The sequence below is a fragment of the Pseudomonas sp. p1(2021b) genome (assembly GCF_020151015.1).
In the GTDB taxonomy this organism is placed as follows: domain Bacteria; phylum Pseudomonadota; class Gammaproteobacteria; order Pseudomonadales; family Pseudomonadaceae; genus Aquipseudomonas; species Aquipseudomonas putida_K.
In genome coordinates this window covers 123,504-141,535 of sequence record NZ_CP083747.1, presented here as the reverse complement: position 1 = coordinate 141,535, position 18,032 = coordinate 123,504, and the positions used below count along the sequence as shown (strand labels likewise).

Sequence of the window (18,032 nt, the reverse complement as noted above, 5' to 3'; positions counted from 1 at the left end):
TCCAGCCCAAAAGTCTCTTTTTCCACCGGAACAAGAGATTTGAATCTTGTTGTTAACTGTGTAGAATCTTTTTTAAATTTATACTGGATTTCTCTGCTTTATTTGTTTAGGGAGCGTCCTGAATCGTGTTAGACGCCGCGACCAACCTGGAGCCGCACAATGCCCAAAGCTAGCGACAAGACCGCAAGTGAATCGACAGGACGGCGGTCTCAAGCGCCCGCCAAAGCACCAGCAAAACCAGCTGCAAAAGCTGCGGCGAAGCCGGTAGCTAAAAAGCCTACTGCAAAAACGCAAGCCCCTCAGGCTGCTACGCCTAAGAGGCCTCGTGCTTCTGCCAAGGCCAAAACAGCAGTACCAGAAGATAAGGGACATGCAGCAGTCGAAACTCGGAACACTATGCCGGGCTCTCGCCTCGTCAAGATGATCAAAAAGGTGATCATCGATCGTGGACTACCTGATCGTGCAATTGCCGATGTCATGGGTATCACGGTCATCTACTGGAACTCCCTGGCTAACGGGAACCGCCAGATACGATCGCTGGGTAAGGAAAAGCTGCAAATGGTGGCTGAATTCCTTGGCCTCCCCCTCATCCAGGTTTACAACCTGGCTGATTTCTTCACGCCAGAAGATTTTGTGTACAAGAAAGATCTTGATGAGCAGCTCTGGCTGTCGATCGAGAAGATGGGTAGTGATCCTACCTGGGCGGGCTATATCCCGAAGCCGGATGAATGGGCGCAAACGCCTCTCTCCGTTCGCATGACCATGGTGTTGCTGTATGAGCAGCTCTCTGGGCGCCAGCTGTTGGCTAAGGCCGAAATCGAGCTGCCTGGTGTGCAACCGCCGCCGGTGGCTTAATTTGCGGGAATAAAGAAACCCCGGTCATTGACCGGGGTTTTTTTTGGGTTAGAAGATGAACGGAGCCGATGGTGGCTGCGAGGTGGTGTCCGATGGCACAACCTTTTCAGGCTCTACCAGGGTTTTTTCAGGTTCAGCCGCAAAGAAGAGGTTCTCCTCTGTCTTGCGACCAGTTGGAAGTGGCGGAATCACAGAGACCTCAGGAACGATGGTAACTTCATTTTGTTCTGCTTGAGGATGAATAGTTGCAGATGCTGAGCTACTGAAGAAGACGTTATCGTCAGCAACAGCCGGCGCTGAATCAGAAGCCGATACATTCAAAGGATCAAACTCGGTGGCATGTTCTCCAAGGATTTTTTCAGGATCCATGCAGAAGGACAACAAGCCAGATACTTGGATGTAAGCAACCCCTTCAATGCTCGGTCCGCTCGGAACAGCAGCCAACACCGATGCACACATTTTCTCCAAGTTAGAGAATTTGCTTGAAAGAACGCTCATAGCTTCAGCTTTGTCCTGAACCCGACGGATCAAACCCAGGATTCTCGACGTCGTTTTGCCGTTGCCCTTGCGAGTCCAGGAGCGATTTACATCTTCCGCGATCTCCAAAGCGGCCTGGCCGACTAAGCCTTTAACTTCCGTTTGAAGTGCATCTTCTTCGCCAAAGTAGCTGGTGTTGCTGATACGAATCGCCGAAGTGTCAAAGGTCAACAGTCTTTCGAGCACTTGTGCCTGTGGAGCATGCTGGCGGATCAAATCTGCACGGGATTTACCACCTGGTGTTGTAACCGCGTTTGCAGGAGAGCTAGCCCACTTCTCCACCAGGTCCGGTAAAGTGTTTAGGAAGGAAGCCTTTTCAACCAGATATTTTCCTTTGATCGCATGCAGCACTTTTGCAAGCTCGTCTGCGTGTTGGGTGGGTACAAAGTATCCGCGGATACGATTGTTTACCTTTCGAGAAACCCCTACTTTAAGGATTTCTCGCTTGGCTTCCGATCGGTATTTGTTAACCCAAGCGAATGCGCCCGACGGCAGCATGCGCCCGACCTCGCGGATGAAGTCATCCCCATCTACAGTTTTCTCACCGGTGCTTCCACCAATGATGACGTCAAAAAGCACTACATCCTGAAGGATGCTGATGCCCAATTCATCGGTTTGCTTGGTAGTGCTCATGGTGGTTCTCCTGAAATTGAAAGAGCGGGTCCCTTGCGAAAGACCCAGTGACAGGAGATGCCTCACAGGCACCCATAAACGAAAAAACCCCGGCGAGCCGGGGTATGGTGAAGCGTTAGACTTTTCCGACGATCGTCGACCAGGTGCTCAGGATCGCAGCAGCCTCATCGTGCGGTGCGAAGTCCAGAACTGTCACTTGCAGAGCAAGCTTCTGGCTTTCTTCAGTCGTTTTGCCCATCTGCATGAGGAGCTTGTAGTTCATCGCCCAGTTCAGCACATTACGGGTTGTAATGGTGAAGTTGAAGGCCATCCCCCCTGCCCCAGCATCCTCGTTGAGAGCGATGAAGTTCGCCCGAACTTTGGCTGCCAGGGTTGCCATGGATTTTGCAACCAGTGGATCAGTATTCGTCTGGTCTACAATGAGGTTGGCTTCACGACCCTCCTCCATGTAGGTGCAGAACATCGAATTGAAGCGGTCCATCGTCGCGATGTTCATTTTCTTGGTACCCCTGTAGCCAGTAGCGCTACCGCCTTTGCCGCCAGCAGACCCTTGGCCGTTTGTGTTGCCAGTAGCAGCGATCAAGCATCCAGGAGCAATCGGGATCACTTCGTTGGTCTGATCAAGAAAGATCGGCTTGCCATCCAGAATACCGTTGAGACCCATCTGGATCTGTGGTGGTAACTGATCGAACTCATCCAAGAGCAGGATGGAGTTGGGGGTTTTAGCCCATTGGCACACCTTCCCATAGATCCACTTCATGCCTTCGGGGCCGCACAATTTCCAACTGCCGAAGAGGTCAGAAAGAGTGGTTTCCTCGGAACATTGAACGGTGAAAACCGACCTGCCCGTACGGGACGCAAAGGCCTCGACTAACGTGGTTTTGCCGGCGCCGGTTGGCCCGTAGATGTAGGTCGCTTTCTTGATGGATGCCTTGAAAAAGTCCTGTGGAAGTCCTGCTGAAGCTGCCCAAAGGATCAGGCGCGTAAGCAATTCATCGTCGAAGCTGTAAGGTACGATTTTTGGTGTGAAGCGTGTTTCAGCAAAGATCTTGGTCTGCATTCCATTGAAAAATGGTGCTGTTGTACCGAAAACCTCTGGTGCTAAACGGACTTCAATTGGATTGAGGGTGTCGATTCCAGCGTCGAGTTGCGGGTCGTTGATGTGTTGGAAAGCAGTCATGGTCAAATCCCCAGTAGGCAATGGATGGCCTCTTGCGAAGGCCTGGTACAAGGGGATGCCTAACACGCGAGTAGAAACATAAAAAACCGGACTCCAAGGAGTCCGGCTGGTCTTTCGTTTTGGCTCTATACGATACCCTGCTTCAACGCTGCAAAAACGGCTGTCGCGAGGTCTTTGTCGGATTGTGCCACTCCACAGGCCAAACCCAGGTCAGCGTAGCGTTTATGGTACCCATCACCGATCAGGACGAAGCGTACTTCGATGCCCATCAGCATTGCTTCATCAACGGCTGAACGCAGCACATCGCTATTCCCAGGATCCCCGTCAGTAACCACAATCAGAATTCTGCGGGCCTCCGGTCGATCGATGAGTTTCTTGAGCGCCCAGACCACAGCAAGGTGAGTTTTCGTACCATTTTTGGGCTCAGGGCTGTACCGTTGCAATGTACCGGCCCAGCTCTCTTCAAACCCATGCCATTCACGAACTACTGTGTTGTAGGTAGCAATTCCAAATGGAATGGCCGAGTTATTCAAAACTTCACCTACTGCCACCGAAACCCGGTTGCAAGCTTCCTGTGCTGAGATCCGATCGTCACTCTCATCCTTCTTTGGAATTGGTCCAAATTTATTGTCCATGGAAGAGCTTTCGTCACCCAAAAGGTAGAAACAGGTGTCAATCTCCTCCGCTTGCTTTCTTCTGGTGCAGATTAGGTCGTCTCCCACTGCGTATCGCCAAAGTTTTCGAGTGTTGAGCCTTCCTTCACTTGCAGCCCATACTTCATTTTGGGTGATTGTTTCTATGAGTTCCTCGAAAGTCGCTGAGAGTATTGCAGCTGTCTTCTGAGCGCCAGCCCGAAGAAGGCTACGATTTTCAAATGAGCCACCAGACTTTGAAAGACTCAATTCCTTCATCTCGTTTGAGGCGTCTGGCTGATAGCCTCCCAACCGATTCTGACTCACGCCAGGCAGGCTGGAACAGATGACATCTTCTAACCCTTTTGCATAGCTTCCACAATCAATCTGGCTCGCGTTCAGCACTTGGTTTATGGCGTCGGAGATGTTACCGGGAGTACTGGGTTGGCCATTACTACCTGGTTGCCCCGGAGAACCAGGTTCACCTTGCGGGTTGTGGCTACCAGATCCTTGTTGCGGGGGGCTCTTCTGTTGGTCCTTAGTCAGTTGGAGTAGATCCACAATCTCATTCGCTGCAAGGTTCGCACCCTGAGTGTCTGATGCATTGCAGCCCTTTACAGCAATCGCCTTCACTTGCTCAACCAAAGGTGCACCGAACGTTGCAATAGCCAGTGCGCGATACGCGATAGCGAAGTCCTTCAGACAGGTTTGTTCAAGGAGCTCACTACGAAGCTCAGTGACCAACCAGGCAACGAGAATTGACTGAGGTGTTTCTTGGCCAGCGACTGGACCGTGAAAAACTCCTCTTTTCACCAGGATCTTTAAGGTGTTGTGAATATTCGCGTTGGCACCACGAAAGCGGGGCTTTGCCAATAGCTCGCCGCGGGGATCCTCTAGAACGTTCAGCAGTGTTCCGGAGATATCTGGCTTCATCAAAACAGAAAAGTCCGTGTGCAGGCCGTGGCAGAGAATTTCATGGTCGAGTAGACCTTGGATCAATTCGAGATCTTCATCAGTACCCATGGCAGCGGTCAGAGGCAAGGTCAGAAGTAACCCACCAGCAACCTTTTGATCCGGGCCAATCGAAGCAGTTTTAATGTTGGCCCAGATGACACGCACCCGTCGCCCCAGCTTGTTCGCTTCCGCGATCAGCAGATGGGTATAGAGGTAAATGTGACGCATCGAGACTTTGGACGTTGCAGGAAGCTGCGCTTGAGCGAGACCCATGGATATCCCCTTCTATTGAGTGACGGCATCGGCGATGCCTTTGCCTTACGAAGGGGAATGCTTGACACGTGATTAGAAAATCAATCGTCACCCTGTGGCAGTTCGATACCATGCTTTTGCAATTGCTCACGAAGAGCGCACTGCAGGTCCTTCATGAGAGCTTTGCCATCGAGGGCTGGGGCTGCAGGCTCAACTGGCGCCGGCGTCTGTGATTGGTGGACCAAGGTGGGTGGTAGGGGCCGGCCGTTGGCTTTGTACCGGGCAATGTAGTCCTCAACAATGTCACGTAGGAGTGCCGACGATGTAAGGCCTGGGTGGGATGACTGCGACATCTCAGCTACGATCGCTTGAAAATCTTCTTCAGTTGTACGGCTTACGCGGGTCGACAATGGCTGATCAGCGCTCTCCCGGCTTGCGAAGTTGATTTTCTCAGCCTGGCCCAGGTAGGGCTCCAGGATCGGGGCCATCAGGTCTCGTACTACCTCGTCATCCACATACTGGTAGCACTGGATTTTAACGGTGCGGCTTAAGAAGCCCACCAGGATGGGAGAGCTCTCGACCGCTTCAAGCAGGCGCAGCTCCGCAACCGCATCATTAGCGTACTTCAAAACGGTTGGCATACTGATGACATACATGCGGCCGACGTCGCGGGCTATGTCCCCGGAGAGTAGTCGCTGGTAAATCGCTACCTTGACAGCGAGCGGTGTTGATTTCGCGGCCAATTTGTCCCCCTGTCCTATTCCTGAGCCGGTATGAGGCCCGCTTTGACTGCGCCAGCCATGATTTCACCATGACTTAGCCGTAAACCGAAGAACAACGGTCGATTGGCACCAGATTGCTTTTCACCCTCTAGGCTCAGATCACCATAGCCGCGACTCTCCGCATCTTTCTCGGCGAGCACGAACCCATCATTGCAGGCTGTCAAAAGTCGCAAGCGCGATGACGCTGACTGTTTGATGGGGCTCGGCAGATACATGATGAAAAACCCACGCCCCCCCTTACGAGCTACCCGACCACGGAGCTGGTGCAACTGAGCCACACCAAAGTGCTCGGGGCTCACTGCAACTAGCAAAGTCAGACCGGGGAAGGTAACGCCTACCTCGATCACAGTGGAGGCGACCAAAAGTTTCAGTTGCCCGGCCTTCATCTTGTTTATGACGTCAGTCTTTTCGTCATCCGTCATTCCCCCATGGACCCGGCCTACGTCGTCTCCCAAGCTCCTCCTGAATCGCTCGTAGGCGGCTTCCACGGCATTGCGAGTTTCAGCCTCACCATTGACGACGGGATAGACGAACGCTGCTTGTCCGCCCTGCTTGATGATCTGCATAACGAGATCATGCAACTTCTGCCTAGCGTTGTGCGTGATGATCCTTGTTACGATCTCCCGCGGTACCGGCGTGGTCCTCAGAATTGAGATTGGCAGGCCTCCGAGCTTGACCAGTGCAACCGTTCTGGGAATCGCGGTTGCCGTTGATTCAAGGAAGTTGGTATGGGGCGCGATGAGCTTCTGCCGTTGCGCCACAGAGAATCGTTGCTGCTCGTCAGCGATGACCAGGTCGAAGACTATCCCCGCTTTTTTGGCGGCAGAAAGCACAGCAGTGGTGCCGACAACGATTCCCGCAGACAGGTCAATATTGGTCTTGCCCACCGGACCGACAACAGTGACAACGGGGATTTCGTAGAAGAGGCTGCTCAACTCGGCCGCCAGTTGCTGCGCCAAGATTTGCCCGGGCGCGATGATGGCAACCTTTGCCCCCGCGAGGTAGCTTGCCGCAGCTGGAACCATGAACGTGAATGACTTGCCCGTACTGACATCACCCGACAGGACACGCTGCATCGGATAGGGCGACCTGAGGTCTGACACGATCTCGTCGATGGCTTGAAGCTGGTCGGCAGACGGCGAGAAAGGAGCACGCCTGATTAAATCAGCAACCTGGACTCGGTCGATTCGGAGGAGGGCTCCTTTCACTGCTGGTCGGTTGCGATGAGCCTCAACGCGATTAACAAGCGCCTGTATGCATACGGCCTTGGCAATCCTCACCGCCTCGTCTCCCTCACGCACTGACAAAGGCGTGTGCAGGTTACGCAGCAAGTCAGCAGGGTCGACAAGGCCTGTCAGCTTCCGGAAGTCATCTTCGTGCATCAGGGCCTGTTCTAGGAGCAGGCAGGCTGCCTCGTTGATGTGTGCCATCGCTGCGGTGATGGCCTCACCAAGAACTTCAGCACTCACCTGATTCTGCTTTCCCTGATAGACGGGCATCACCCGTCCAATCATCGCAGGGGGTATGACCATTGGGTTGGACATGGAGGGACGGCCCTCATAGGTGACCACCTCGCCGTAGGTGTGCACCGTCGCGCCAAAGTCGTACGCCATCCAGGGTTCGATCGAAGGCTTACCAATCAAGCTGATGTGCAGACGCTGACCTCGCCCGTCGACCACTTTGACGAATCCGCGGAACGCCCCTTTGGCCTCTTGCAAGGGCGCACCGGTGCGATCGTAGATCGATCGCTCGATTAGGGTGAGCGCCATGTACGAGGCTTCGCCAGTGTCAGGCAAGGGAAGCACCACAATGGGGTCGTGAAAATCCCTGTATTCCTTCGGTACCGTCAGAAGGCACTCGGGCAGCGATGTGAACCCCAGGCGTGTGAGGCGGCCTATGTCATGCATAATCTGATTTCGCGGTTGATGATCGAATATGAATAGTCACGCGTAACTATAACTCAAGAGAATCAAATAGCACTCGCTTGGTTCCGGTGCCGGCACAAAAAAGCCCTAGACGAATGATGTCGTCTAGGGCTGGGTGGAACATTAGTGGCTGACCCGAGAGTCGCCGGTTTGGCCTGTGATCAAGCGAACCGAATCACCAGGGGCGAAGGTTTCAGCTGGATCTTTTGCCTGGGTGACCGCCTGCAAGCTACCGTCACTGGTCATTTTAACGGTGATCTCGACCCCATCAGCATCGTGGGCTTTTTTGTCGACCGCAGCACCAATGGCGGCGCCAACTGCACCTGCGACGACCATCACGGCCAGTTGTCCCAGACCACCACCGCCATTGCTGCCGGCGATAGCGCCCAAGGCACCACCAGCCATGCCGCCGATTGGCGAGGGCTTCCCATTGATTTTGACATCACGAACAGAGTCGACGACACCGAGTTCAACCTTCATCTTCTGCATGGCAGTTGCTTGGGAGTAATCCCGGTTCGTCATGTTCGAGGCGCAACCAGACATTGCAGCAGTAGTGACGATCAGCAGAGATGCGATAATTTTATTCATAATTTTTATCCTTAAGTCAGTTGTTCGCTTTAATAGTGCGAATTAGAAAGAGCACAGGACGGCGACGGCCGAGACGGTGTGATCCAATCCTGAATGGGTCTTGGGTTAGCTTTACACTCACGGGATGTGCCACACGGGTTTGTAAACGGCGGCGAAAAAAACTGATTGGCAGTTATAGGTCCGTGTAAATCATCTCTTAAGCCCCATTCTCTTTTCCTTCACAAGGCCGTGTATTAATCGGTTGCCCGGACACACCCAGCCAAAAAAAAGCCCCGCTAATTTGCGGGGCTCTAGAGGGTTTCCGTTTTAGTTGTATGTGTTGTCGCTGGCTTTTTGTGAGATGTCATCCTGAATGTTTTTGACCTCAGGAAGAACGGTTGCATTCATGACATCATCTACGAACTCGGAGAGGTCGAGTGCTGAGAAGTCAATTTGCTGGAACTCCTCCACTGTAAATCCGCCACAACTAGGGCTTTCGGGTGTTCCCCAGCCCTTCCCTATCTGTGGCTTGCCCTGTTCGTTGATGATTTTTGCAAGCACAGAGTTGTAGCAGCAGTACGCCTCAGTGGTTTCGAGGCATGCACCAAAGACTTTTTTAGAGCAGTAGCTACCGACCAGGTGACACAGGTTTGCGCCACGATGCATCCCAAGTTGCTGCTCCTCTGGCTCGCAGGACTTGAGCTCCATTACTACTTGAATTGCGACAGCAATCGCAAAGCTGTACGGGTCGAAGTAAAAGCCGCCGCCAAGGCCATAAACAGGGCCACCAAGCATACCTGTGGCAGGGATGGTTCCACCGACGGCATAGCTCAAGCCGTAGACACTGAAGCTAAGTGTTGGCGCAGATGGCGCCGCCGCCCCCAAAGCAGAAGCACCTTGTTTTACCCACTCGACGTTGTTGTACGCAAAGTCATACATGTATTTCGAGCCATAGCTAGCTAGGCCTCCTCCGACAGTAGAGACTGCCTGGCCCATAATGGAGAAGTTGGTTTCAGCTCCGCTACTTTTACCGCAGCAGTTTTTAATACCACCGTACCCTTTTCGGCAGGATTCATCTTCACCGCCAAACAGTTCGCCGTCCGAACCATACACACCGGCTTCACGAGCTGCCTCTTTAGCTGCAACAGCTTTGGCGAAATCGCTATCAGATGGATAGCTGGTGTCCCAGCAGACACCCTCGTAGCAGGAGACTTTCGTGCTGCAATCCTCGGTGGTGGTCGTCTCACCCTTTTTGGTAATACAACTATAGGTGATCTGGGACATAACGCAGCCGATCGGATCGGTACTCTCGATGCACGTCTGGACGATTTTCTTACAGCCCTTGTCCTCGTATTGCTGGCAGTCGTTCTTTTTGTCAGGGTTGATGCAGGAATAGTCGTCCTTGTATTTCCAGCATGCCTTATAGACCGGCAACCCGTTGATGACCCGGGTTTCCGGTCCCTCAACGCACGTGTGCGACGCGATATAGCACAGCGGGTTTGTAGCGAGTGGGTCGCACTGGCTGGTGTCGAGCTCGTCGCGGATAATCGTATGGGTGTCGTCCAACTGTATGGTGTCGGACGGCTTTGGTGTGGCCGGATTGTCGCAACGATAAGTTCGCTGCTCGACCAGGCACGTGCCGTTCCAAGCGGTGGAAATGCAGGATGTTGAGGTTTGATAACAGCCAGCGACCTTCGAAATGGCGGCACAATAATCAACAGAGTCAGGCTTCACGCATTCGTATGTAGATCTATATCGCCAACAAGCCTTGTAGATTAAGTTGCCCGCAATATTTCGGGTTTCGGCGCCCTCTACGCATGTTTCCCCTGTTTTACGGCAGTCAGCCGCATGGGAGAAGGTTGCAAAAAAAACTAACACCATTAGCGGAATCAGTTTCTTCCAAACGTTTCTAATACTCATCCGTTATAACCCCTACTGAGCGCGAGCATTCAGCGCGCTACATTGATCAGTCCATGTTTCGGTGCAGGGGCCGTTGCACAGCATCCGAGCGTACATTGTGATGTAAGTTTCGCCTCCGCCACCTACAGCTGTGATCGTTTCAAGCTTGTTGACACCAGCCACCAGGTAAGGAATCAGATTGATGTTTGGTTTCGCCCCCCAGCTTTTACCAAGCTCCCGGTTGCGCTGTACTCCATCACCGATGTTAACTTTGCCGTTGCTGAAAAGGGACAGCTCAGTACCGCCATAAGGACCACTGAACAAATAAGTACCGTTGATTTTGATCAGGATGTAGTCGTCGTAGTACACGGATGCGAGCGTAAACTCGGTGAGCATTGTCGGGTCTTTGACTTCGAACTCAAGCGAACGCGGATAAATACCATCGCGCCAGTAGTTGTCACCGATGGAGCCGAACTGAAGCGCATAGGTACCGTTAGAGTTGGCCAGCTTCCAGGAAGTGTACATGTCGGATTGTGTGGTTCCTGGCACAATACCTCCGTTGTCGCATCCTACAATAGGCGGCTCGCAGGCCATGGTGAGGTAACGGTCACACGTGACGTTCTCGATAGCGTTGTGTGTCACATTGCACTGAAAATTTGCCTTTGTGTCGACATCAACGACTTGACCCATTGAGCAATATTTTGCTTCGCTCAAGTTGTACTCGTTGCATACCTCCGTCGAGTAGATGTCCGGGGTGGTTGTGGTTTTGGTACCGCAGTTTTCAGTGATATCGCCTGGCTTGGCATTGTTGATGATTTCACCGATCCCGCTGATGATCGGGTCGTTCTCGTCGACATCAACTTTGACTCGTTCGTAGGGATTCTTTGCCAAGAAGTTGACAGCATCGCATTCTTGGTTCGCGATCTGGTCGGGGCCGTCTGGCTCTGTCTTGCACGTGTTTATCCGTGCGGTACCGACGTTGAATAGTGATGTGCTGCCGAACTGTGAAGACTGCGATGGCGTGTCTGTGTAGAAAGGCATCGCCTTCGCATTGGATGAGCTCACGTTGGAGGAAAGTTTACTGAGGTTTGCCTTGCCGAGCTCTGTCCCCTCAGAGTGTGGATCAGCCACAACTGTGGTTGACAGCACGAGAGCCGCGGCCAAGGTCAGCAGGCCATTGATTCTGGATTTCATTTGGACTGGACCTTGTTGACCTTGGTCGCCGATTGCGGTTCTTGAGTGAACAAACTCGGGTCTGCCGGTGGCGCTCCGTCCTCACAGACGTTCATCCCCCAGCCAACTTCAAGTGGTCCGGACCCCCCATTGACTTTCGGTACCATCTGCTGGGTGAACTGAATGGCTACGCGAGCACAGCCTGGCTGCTTCAACTGCTCTACGACTTTGGCTTCCACCATGATCGGTTCACGGGAATGGGTTTGAGCCATCCAGACGTCAGCCTGGTCACCGGTTAGCTCAGCGGATGCATGTCCGGATTTCACAGCTTCGATCAGAATTTCTTTTGAGGTGTCGGCGTGCGCTGCGAATGGGGCGGCGGCGAGGACGATGAAGGAGGTGCACAGGGACAACAGCTTGGCTCTGAAATGCATTTCGGCTTCCCGGATACTGACAGTATTTTACACGTAAATGTAAGGCACTTTGGTATCGAAATCAATCTGGCAGATTGGAGGCCGGCTGAACGCCACTAGCCATCGGGAACGTATCCGCAAGTGATCTGGCGCCGGTTACGCTCAAAGAAGCCCTCAGTTCAGATGATCTGCGGGCTTCTGATTCATAAGCATACGTTTGGTCGGGTTACATGCGCTGATACGCGGGGTAGTTCAGTGGTGAGGGTTTATAGCGAACGTTGTTCATACGATGAGCACTGATCAACCCAAGTTTCCTCGCATTCTGGAGGGCACTGTTGGTGCGCTGTGATATAAACCATCCCATAGCCTGGGCCTTTACCATTGAGAACTTTAATATTTATAACGTTCGAGCCTTCTCGCAAATATGGAATCAAGTCGATATGCTCGCTTGTTTTGAGATTATTGCCAGTCTCTGCTTTGTAGTGGTCGGCGGGATTGTCACTCCACCGAGCATGAGGAGGGCTGTAATTGGTGTCTTGAACCAGCTTAGTGGCATTCGCGTTCCAGCCTCCAAATGCACGGCCGTGTACACCAATAAAGATGCCATTGACTGCAATGCCTACATAGTTGTCGGAATGTATGGCGTTGATGAAGAACTCATCGACACGGTCAAGCCCTGCGATGGAAAAGTTAAAGTCTGCTTCTGTCACTTCATTGATGGCCGTGACGTTATTGACGATCGTCAGGGCAGAGCCGACCAGAGTAAACTGATAGGCGCCATTACTGATCGTTGCGGAGTTTACGGCGATGCCTGATCCTGTGCAGCCTGCGATTGGGGGTTGGCAGGACAGCACAAGGTACTTGTCGCACGATACCGTTTCTAGTGCGTTCTGGGTGACATTGCATTGGAAGTTGGCCTTTGTGTCAACGTCCACAACCTGGCCCATTGAACAGATTTTTTGATCGCTGAGGTTGTACTCGTTGCACACTTCTGTTGAGTAAATGTCTGGCGTAGTAGTCGTCTTCGTGCCGCAGCTCTCAGTGATCTCATCGGGTTTTGCATTATTGATGATTTCGCCAATGCCACTGATTATCGGATCATTTTCGTCGACATCAACTTTAACGCGTTCATATGGGTTCTTTGCTAGGAAGTTTACTGCATCACACTCTTGATTCGCGATCGCATCAGGGCCGTCAGCTTCAGTTTTACAACTATTGATGCGGCTTGTACCAACAGTGAAAAGTGAGCTGCTGCCAAATTGAGAGGATTGCGATGGTGTGTCAGTGTAAAAAGGCATCGATTTAGCGTTAGCTGAAGTCACATTAGAGGAGAGTTTACCTAAAGTTGATTTTCCAAGTTCGGTACCTTCCGAGTGCGGGTCGGCTAAAGCACCAACGGCTACGGCCAATAACCCCGCCAGAGTTAGCACCCGTTGTTTTCCTTTTTTCATCCCATTCACCTTGCTATCGGATGCTGGATGGTGAGGACTTCCTTTCCAGCATGACTGCGACAATGCGGACCCAACAGGCCATCTCGTACCAATTCGCTACCCCTGCCCACGGCCCGGTTGAGATTGCTTGGCCTCTTCATGTACCGCACTTGATTCAATGTCAGATCGGCCTGAGCATTGTCGAAATTTAGAAACGCCGATCGCATGACACATGGTTGCGTACATCGTCTGCGCATGACACATAAGCATAATACTGTCAGTATTGAAAGCGCTTTTCATGGGATTTCATTAGCGCGAGGGATGATGGATGGTTATGGAGCGATACAGTGCTCTGGAGAATTTTTTGCTGGCAAGCCCTGGGGGTTACCTGGTGCCAATGCTTGTGATGGCATTTGTCGTGCGAATGCTGCCACCTCGATCCCTTGCAGCGTCTCTGCTCAGGGCGGTTGGTGTTTTCAGCCATGAACTCTTCCATTTCGCGGTGGGCTACCTCACAAGGGCTAGGCCCATTGGAATGACCCTGATACCTCGGCGAGAAGGAAATCAAATTATCCTTGGGTCCGTGGAGTTCGAGCGCCTGACATGGGCGAATGCTTGGGCTACCGCTCTTGCACCCTTGTTAGCTCTGCCAGTCCTCTATGCGCTCGCCTCATGGCGCACCACGAATCAGGTAGGGGGACTGGCTTTTGAGGACCTGGCCTGGTGGATTCTCGCAGGTCCCATTGTCTTGCACTGCTGGCCATCGAGGGCAGACTGGCGGATAGCCCTCATCTCGTGGCCGATAGTGGGGCTAGGTCTGCTATCTACAGCTCTGTACGTATGGACTCACGACTTGTCGTTTCTGTTGGCCTGGAGCAGCGTGGCGTCGTAGTCAGGACGCTTCATGTGTTTGTGTGTCAATAGCCAGTTGGTTGCGAAGCTGGTTGCGTCATTCTGTTCTTTGGCGGTCAGTCCGAAGGACGACATTCCCGCTGAGTTCATGCCCGGTTTTCCCTTGTTCAGACCGACGTAGATCATCCACCAGGATGCGGCCATCTTCACGTTTTGATTCATCCCCTGGCCATTTTTGTACATCGCAGAGAGGATGGCGGGTGCATTCGGTTCGCTTGCTTGCGCTGCCTTCGTCAGCCAGTTGTATGCCTCTTGGTACCCCCCGCGTTCGTAGAGCATCCGCCCAAGTAGGTAGTAGGCTGTCACGTTGCCACGGTTGGCGCCCTCATTTGCCCATGTCCAGGCTTTGTCATGGTCGCCTTTGTTGAGGTAGTAGAGCGACAGGCGGACAGCTGCAAGATCGACAGACGCGTCCTTTACTGACGACTCAAACATCTCCATCGCCTTGGTCTCGTCCTTCGGTACACCGCGGCCAAGCAAAGTAAGTACTGCCAGGTTGTACCGAGCAAGGGGGTAGTCAGAGCTGGCGGCAGAGAAATATGCTGCAGCGGCGGCGCTGTCTTTTTTGACCCCTTCACCGTGATCCAGCAGATAGCCCACTACGTTCTGTGCTCGGCTATTCCCGCCTTGGGCGAGCTCGAAGAGCTTCGGCAGTGCAGCTTTGTCCCCAGCTTTGTAGGCTGCCCAAGTCCGAAGTACTTCGCCACCCTCCCGGGCGGTTGAAAGGAGGCCCTTCATAGCAGTGGAGATGTCTGGGAGGTCGGCGCCCCCTGCTGCTGCTTCGTTGCTGAAGTATGCAGCTGCTGACGTGTCTTGGGCGCTGCTTGCAGCACAGGTGAGGCTCACGAACGCTAGAGGGAGCGCCAACAGGATCGGCAGTCGATTCAGTGAATGCATTATCGGATACACCTTGTTTATTGGTACGCGTAATGTATTCTCTAGCGCATGAAAAAACTATCCCTCCCTTTTCTCCTGATAGGTGCATTGGCCTGGCTTCCTACGACCTCCCACGCGGACTGCTTCGCCGAGGCGGCTGCGCGATATAGGGTCAGCGAGAAGCTACTCCGCGCCATTCAGGTCACCGAGAACCGACCGGGCAAAGCAGACGTAGTGAGCCAAAAAAATAGCGATGGGACCTGGGATATCGGATTGATGCAGATCAATTCCTCTTGGCTTCCAAAGCTATCGAAATACGGTATTGGTGAGAAGGAGCTGTTAGATCGCTGTGTTAGCGCGAATGTCGGCGCCTGGATCCTAGCAAGTAACATCGCTTCACACGGCCATGTTTGGAAAGCGGTTGGCGCATACAACAGCCCTAATGAGAAAAGTCAGCGGATTTACATTCAGAAAGTCATGAATAACTACGGTGGTTTGTAAATGAAACAGCTATTCAGCAGTTTTTTTGCTGTTCTTCTATTTGGCTGGATTTTGTACACGGTATCCCCGGAGGAACCGTGTGAACGCGTCGAGCGTGGCGCTTTACCGGTCCGAGTTGTTTTTGATGCAGTTCGTTGGGCAGGTACGAACTACCTTAGTACAGATTCGCGTATTGACTTGTTGATTTGGAGCATTGCGGCTGATAAATCCGTGCAAAGTTTCATTTCGCGCTTGTTCTATGGCCCAGAACTCAACTGCACTACCGGCCAGGCTAAATAGGAGCTGACTGTGGCAAAGGAACCAGATCTTTTTATTTACAACTCCCCGGCAGATAAACCGGCGGCAACCTATTTGAACGACTTGTTCAGGATGGCCGCCGAGAATAAAGTCCCGGACATTCACTTCCAGTGGGTTCAAGGTCACGTGCATATTCAGCTACGGCAAGACGGTCAGCTGAGGCATTTTGAAACCGTAGAGCCTGCTATGGGAAAAATGATCGATACGAAAATTCGATCGCGGGCCACCATGGACCTCTCGCAGCATCAAATCCCCCTCGATGGTCGTATCGGATTGCGATACCCGGGACTGGAGTTGGAGGTCCGTGTGAGCTTGGTTCCAAGTCACAATGGGCAAAAAATCGTATGCCGGTTGCTCGACCAAGAAAACGCGTCGATGAGCCTTGACCGAATTCGAATGCCGCCTCTGGTCGAGCACGCATTCCGCGAGATGATCAACGAACCTCAAGGGCTGATCCTTGTCACCGGCCCAACCGGCTCAGGTAAAACCACGACACTGTACGCAGCACTCAATGCCATCAACGACGGTACGCTCAACATCTGTACTATCGAGCATCCGGTTGAGTATGTAGTTAAGGGCTTTGTCCAAATCAACGTAACGCCCCAGCTCAGTTTCGCATTGGGTCTACGGGCCCTGTTGCGTCAGGATCCGGACGTTATTCTGATTGGTGAGATTCGTGACCAGGAAACCGCACAGATTGCCATTCAGGCTGCAAACACCGGCCACTTGGTCTTTGCCACATTGCACTCCAATAGTGCAGCACAAGCTGTACCTCGCATCGTTGATCTTGGGGTCGATGCCCAAACACTTGCGTCTGTACTCATTGGTGTGATTGCTCAGCGACTTGTGCAGACTCTTCGGACTGATATAGAACACGAATGGCTACCTATTAATGACGTAGAGCGCATGTGGTTGAAAAAGAATGGGCTGCCGCCTGTCACAGGCAATATTCCATTTGCGCCTTCGAAAGATTCGTTTTCAGGTAAATGCCCCATCATTGAGCTTATTAGATCAGACAGATCAGTGCGTGCAGCCATTATCGGTGGCGGTGGAGAGATGGCTGTGTTGAACGCTGCTGCACGGCAGAGCCAATTCGACACATTAGGCCAATCCGCTGTGCGGATGGTAACTGATGGCTTGACAACCTTGGGACGGGTACGGACCTTAATTAAAGATGATTCTGTGAAGCCAGCGGTTAGGCGCATCGGTGATGTTCTAATCGCTCAGGGCCTCATTACCTTTACGCAGGCAAATCAGGCAGCTGAACTTCAGCTGCGGTGTACGATTGAAGGCAAGGTCAAAAAGTTCGGGCAAGCCCTCATTGATCTGGCGCTTGTGTCACAAGATGACGTGGTGAACGCTCTTGGTTACACCGAGGGGGCGGTGGAATTTTTGAATGAGTTGGCCGCGACCCGGAAAATCAACTTCAGGGCACTGAAGGATACTGTCGAGCTGTGGCGCACTGAGCGAAATCAAGAGTCAATCTTCGACATGCTCATCGAGCAGAACCTCATCAGCAAGGAAAGTTTATATGAAGAAGTTTATTGCGCGGATGGCTATGGCAGCCCTGCTGGCAACTCCAGTCCTCTCCTTAGCACAGGAGTCGCTGCCGTCGCTGCCGTATAGAGAGGTTGCGGCCCAGGCTGAAGACAGTCACAAGGTCATCGTGTTCTTTTCCTTTGCGTGTCCAGTCTGTGCTTCATACGATCAGACCTTGGCTCGGTGGGCCAAAACGATGCCGCCTGGCTGGTCCGCTGAGTTCCTTCCCGTAGCGGTCCCCGACAAAGCCAATTACATTGCTGCTCGTGCATTTTTTGCTGTCCAGGATGCAGATCCAGCCCGACTCGACGCATTCATGTCGGCGGCCTATACGTTGATCCAGCAGAATGGCATGCCGATGGAGAGCCCTGATACATGGACGAAAGCTGTAGCGATCTCGAACGTTCAGGGGTTCAACGAAGCCTGGCACAACGTCACTCAGCAGCGGCTGGAGAAGGCTTTTGCCAAGCTCCTCACATATGGAGTTGATGCCACACCTTCCATGGTCATCAATGGGAAGTACGTGATCACACCTGACGATGTTTCCGGCGATAGTGCGCTCTACATGAACCTGGCCAACGGCATGATTTCCAAGGTGATGCTGGAGCAATAACCCAGCCCACGGTTGGTTCTGCCAGGAAAGATTGTCAAAACAGGAAACCCCCGTACCCACGG

General features: G+C 52.7%; 16 protein-coding genes. 5 read left to right on the top strand and 11 right to left on the bottom strand.

What is annotated here, in order from left to right; all coding sequences use genetic code 11:
• The first annotated feature begins 159 nt into the window (after positions 1–159).
• Positions 160–855, top strand: a complete 696-nt coding sequence (locus K8374_RS25090) for an XRE family transcriptional regulator (protein ID WP_224459423.1) — start codon at positions 160–162, stop codon at positions 853–855.
• A 48-nt stretch (positions 856–903) separates the two neighbouring features.
• On the opposite strand, the gene K8374_RS25085 is transcribed toward K8374_RS25090, so the two are convergent.
• From K8374_RS25085 to K8374_RS25035, 11 genes are all read right to left on the bottom strand, one after another.
• Entirely contained in the window at positions 904–2,025 is a 1,122-nt protein-coding gene (locus tag K8374_RS25085) for a DUF3150 domain-containing protein (protein WP_023383811.1), read from the bottom strand.
• Between the two features lie 115 nt (positions 2,026–2,140).
• Positions 2,141–3,205, bottom strand: coding sequence for an AAA family ATPase (locus tag K8374_RS25080; protein WP_023383810.1), 1,065 nt, complete (start codon positions 3,203–3,205; stop codon positions 2,141–2,143).
• 125 nt (positions 3,206–3,330) lie between these two features.
• The gene (locus K8374_RS25075) at positions 3,331–5,064 is read right to left on the bottom strand and encodes a VWA domain-containing protein (RefSeq protein WP_023383809.1); all 1,734 of its coding nucleotides are present in this window, start codon (positions 5,062–5,064) and stop codon (positions 3,331–3,333) included.
• Between the two features lie 80 nt (positions 5,065–5,144).
• Positions 5,145–5,786, bottom strand: coding sequence for a hypothetical protein (locus K8374_RS25070; protein ID WP_023383808.1), 642 nt, complete (start codon positions 5,784–5,786; stop codon positions 5,145–5,147).
• Between the two features lie 14 nt (positions 5,787–5,800).
• Complete coding sequence (locus K8374_RS25065) at positions 5,801–7,594, bottom strand: helicase-related protein (RefSeq protein WP_224459422.1); 1,794 nt, start codon at positions 7,592–7,594, stop codon at positions 5,801–5,803.
• 279 nt (positions 7,595–7,873) lie between these two features.
• Positions 7,874–8,338, bottom strand: coding sequence for a membrane protein (locus tag K8374_RS25060; RefSeq protein WP_041925804.1), 465 nt, complete (start codon positions 8,336–8,338; stop codon positions 7,874–7,876).
• A gap of 306 nt (positions 8,339–8,644) precedes the next feature.
• Complete coding sequence (locus K8374_RS25055) at positions 8,645–10,237, bottom strand: conjugal transfer protein TraN (protein ID WP_217989949.1); 1,593 nt, start codon at positions 10,235–10,237, stop codon at positions 8,645–8,647.
• Positions 10,238–10,249: 12 nt separating this feature from the next.
• On the bottom strand, positions 10,250–11,410 hold the full coding sequence (locus tag K8374_RS25050) for a hypothetical protein (RefSeq protein ID WP_041925803.1): 1,161 nt from the start codon (positions 11,408–11,410) through the stop codon (positions 10,250–10,252).
• Positions 11,407–11,823, bottom strand: a complete 417-nt coding sequence (locus tag K8374_RS25045; protein ID WP_023383803.1) for a hypothetical protein — start codon at positions 11,821–11,823, stop codon at positions 11,407–11,409. Before K8374_RS25045 ends, K8374_RS25050 begins: the two co-directional genes overlap by 4 nt.
• A 245-nt stretch (positions 11,824–12,068) precedes the next feature.
• Positions 12,069–13,253, bottom strand: coding sequence for a hypothetical protein (locus tag K8374_RS25040; protein WP_175442732.1), 1,185 nt, complete (start codon positions 13,251–13,253; stop codon positions 12,069–12,071).
• Between the two features lie 825 nt (positions 13,254–14,078).
• Positions 14,079–15,041 (bottom strand): tetratricopeptide repeat protein, encoded by a 963-nt coding sequence (locus tag K8374_RS25035; protein WP_023383801.1) that lies wholly within the window; start codon positions 15,039–15,041, stop codon positions 14,079–14,081.
• A 48-nt stretch (positions 15,042–15,089) separates the two neighbouring features.
• Between K8374_RS25035 and K8374_RS25030 the strand changes: the two genes are divergently transcribed.
• Genes K8374_RS25030 through K8374_RS25015 form a run of 4 tightly spaced genes read left to right on the top strand, consistent with a single transcriptional unit; the run spans position 15,090 to position 17,970 of the window.
• On the top strand, positions 15,090–15,521 hold the full coding sequence (locus K8374_RS25030; protein WP_023383800.1) for a lytic transglycosylase domain-containing protein: 432 nt from the start codon (positions 15,090–15,092) through the stop codon (positions 15,519–15,521).
• Entirely contained in the window at positions 15,522–15,800 is a 279-nt protein-coding gene (locus tag K8374_RS25025) for a hypothetical protein (RefSeq protein ID WP_023383799.1), read from the top strand. It abuts the gene before it with no gap.
• A 9-nt stretch (positions 15,801–15,809) separates the two neighbouring features.
• Positions 15,810–17,444 carry a GspE/PulE family protein gene (locus K8374_RS25020; protein WP_023383798.1) on the top strand — a complete coding sequence of 545 codons (1,635 nt, stop codon included), beginning with the start codon at positions 15,810–15,812 and terminating at the stop codon, positions 17,442–17,444.
• Entirely contained in the window at positions 17,350–17,970 is a 621-nt protein-coding gene (locus K8374_RS25015; protein WP_224459421.1) for a thiol:disulfide interchange protein DsbA/DsbL, read from the top strand. The genes K8374_RS25020 and K8374_RS25015 overlap by 95 nt, the downstream gene beginning before the upstream one ends.
• The last annotated feature ends 62 nt before the right edge of the window (positions 17,971–18,032 follow it).